This is a genomic window from Methyloparacoccus murrellii, assembly GCF_054657115.1.
Map to the genome: position 1 here is coordinate 1 of NZ_BAAHXD010000099.1, position 2,184 is coordinate 2,184.

Here is a 2,184-nt window from a genome sequence, read left to right on the forward strand (position 1 = left end):
AGCAGAATGACGATCATGAGGCCGGCGTTGTTGCGCATGAGCCGGTCGGCCTTTCCCATCAGGTCGGCATGCAGCATGGAAATGCCGAACACCCAGCCCGGCTGTCCGGGAATGGGGTTGAAGGTCATCAGGAAGCGGGTTCCGTCAGGCCGCAGGTAACTGCCCATGCCCGGCTTTCCCCCCGCCAGCTGGCGGGCGATGACATCCAGCCCCTGGAAGCCCGGTGGCGACTCCAGCAGGTTCAGCTTCAGGCGCAGGTTGGGATCGGGATGGGCCACGACCCGGCCGCTGGGGTCCGAAACCCAGCCAAAGCCACGCTCGCCGATGCGGATGGAGCCGGCGATGTCCGACAGCGTATTGAGCAGCACAGTGGCGGCCAGCAGCCCAACGCGCCCCCGTGCCGGGTCATCGACGGCATGCGCCACGACCAGCACCGGCGCGCCGGTGGCCTTGGATATCAGCGGATTGCTGAGCACACCTTGCTTGCCCTGCTCGATGATCGCATGCCAGTAGTCCCGGTCCAGCACGCTGCCGGTGGCATCGGTGCTGGTGAAGAAGCGCCCGTGGGTATCGGCGAAGAAAATCATCTCGAAGTCGGGATTGTAGGTAGGCGCCCGCTGGATCATGTCCCGACGGATGGCCTCGATATCGCCGGAACGCATCACATCGCGTTCCGCCATGATCCGGACCTCGTTGGCGTATCCGTTCATCAGCCGCCCGAGCTCGGCTGACCGGGCCTTGACAACCTCCATGCCGAATTCGCGGGTCAGCGGGATGAGTGTGTCGCGGATCTGCAGGTAGATCACGATGCCGAGCAAGGTCAGCAACACGGTCAGGGTCGTCCCGAATCCGAGCAGCATCCTCGCCTTGATCGATTTCATCCTGAACATGGCTGTATCATCATCATGCGATGGGGTTGCTGGATCTTGGGCATCATCCGGACACTCGCCGATGCAGCCCACCTCGGCAAGGCGGGGAGATCTCTGGCCATGACGAACCGGTGCTTTTGTGTCCGACGGATATTGGTCACCCTCACCTGAATTTATATGACTCATCGCCGAGCACAAAGCCAGCATGAGCGAGACACACCGGGCTTGAAAACAGGGCACGCGAGAAAACCGATCCGCCAACCCGCCGCACTTGTCTATCTGGCAATGGCCGGGTTCATGGGGATGCTGCCGCCCATCGCCCTGGCGGACTCCCCGCCCACGACAAATCTGTCGGAGGCCATCGTCCCACCGGCCCGGTTGCCGGACTGGCAACCCATCTTTCAGGGCGTAGCCTTGTTGCAGGTTACCGCAACAAGGCCACGTCCGCTTCGCCTGCATGTCGCACGCATCGACTCACAGGCCGCCGGCATCGACTTCCTGGTCACGCCCGCCAACGGCAAGGCACCAAAGGACGTCGGCGCGCGCTCGACATCGGAATTCCTGGCAGAGTTCCACTGCCAGGTAGCCATCAACGGCTCGGTCTTCGATACCTTTGCCGAGCATCGCGGGGACCCGATGGACGTGCTCGGCCTGTCCCTGTCTCGGGGTCACCGCTATTCCAAACCCAACCACTGGGACGCCCTGCTCATTGGTGCCGACCGACGCGCCTGGATAGCCCGCTCGCCAGTGGACAGCCGCAAGGCCTGGAACGGACTCAGTGGCTACCATGCCCTGCTGACAGGCGGAGTCAACCGGGGCGACACGACTGCCCGGCATCCGCGGACGGCGGTCGGCGTCAGCCGGGAGGGACGCTACCTATACCTGCTGGTCGCCGATGGCCGGCAACCCGGCTACAGCGAGGGGTTGAGCACGGCCGAGACGGCGGCCTGGCTGAAACGGCTCGGCGCCCATGATGGCCTGAACCTGGATGGCGGTGGCAGCACCACGCTGGTAATCGCGGGAGCCGGGCAGTTGCCGGTAATCGTCAACCGACCCAGCGGACCGCCGCCGGGAAGCGAGCGGCGGGTGGCCAATCATCTGTGCGTATATGCCCGGCGCCTGCCGGAAAATAGCGGAGCGCAGTCATCTCAACCGTGAAGGACACACGCACCATCCTTGCCGCTCGGCGTGACATCGAAAAGTCCTTTCTGAGGGCAAGAGCCTTGCATCGGCTCCGGCCATCATGCCAGATGGCAATTCCGACAAATGGTTGCTCACCGAATATCCTTGTTCACCCTATCCGTTCGTAGCCCAC

The 2,184-nt window shown here is 63.6% G+C and carries 2 protein-coding genes; one reads left to right on the forward strand and one right to left on the reverse strand.

Annotated elements, in window-relative coordinates; all coding sequences use genetic code 11:
• A partial coding sequence (locus tag ACYQ1H_RS15430) for a cache domain-containing protein (protein ID WP_460028923.1) occupies nucleotides 1-890 on the reverse strand: 890 nt, incomplete at its 3' end.
• Nucleotides 891-1,172: 282 nt separating this feature from the next.
• On the opposite strand from ACYQ1H_RS15430, the gene ACYQ1H_RS15435 reads away from it, so the two are divergent.
• Nucleotides 1,173-2,027, forward strand: coding sequence for a phosphodiester glycosidase family protein (locus ACYQ1H_RS15435; protein WP_460028924.1), 855 nt, complete (start codon nucleotides 1,173-1,175; stop codon nucleotides 2,025-2,027).
• Nucleotides 2,028-2,184 lie beyond the last annotated feature (157 nt).